This window comes from Xanthomonas populi, from assembly GCF_002940065.1.
Lineage (GTDB): Bacteria > Pseudomonadota > Gammaproteobacteria > Xanthomonadales > Xanthomonadaceae > Xanthomonas > Xanthomonas populi.
This window is the reverse complement of sequence record NZ_MDEJ01000363.1, coordinates 1-363: the sequence shown is the minus strand read 5'-3', so window position 1 is coordinate 363 and position 363 is coordinate 1. Positions and strand designations below refer to the sequence as shown.

The window sequence follows — 363 nt, the reverse complement described above, 5'->3', positions numbered from 1 at the left end:
CCGCCTGCCGTGCGATCCCCGCTCGCTGACGCGGTGGCGGCAGCGGCTGGGCGAGAATGGAAGACTTGCTGGCGCACCCCCTCAACGCTGCGCACGGCGTCAACGCACGCTGCTGGGGCGCGTGTTGCGCGACATGCAGCGCGACATGCAGCGCAAGCTGGACCAGGTGGAAACATCCGTGCGCGAACGCATTGCTGTCTGTCTGGAACGTGCGCAACGGCGGTACACGCAGCGCCCGAAAGACACACAAAAACTGTACGCATTGCATGCCCCGGAAGTGGCATGCATCGGCAATGGCAAAGCGCGTCAGCCCTACGAATTCGGCGTCAAGGTCGGCATTGCGGTGAGTGCCTGCAAGGGATT

General features: G+C 64.2%; 1 pseudogene. It reads left to right on the top strand.

The annotated features are described in order from the left end of the window. Window positions 1-82 precede the first annotated feature (82 nt). Window positions 83-363: pseudogene (locus XpopCFBP1817_RS21290) on the top strand (hypothetical protein); the annotation flags it as partial.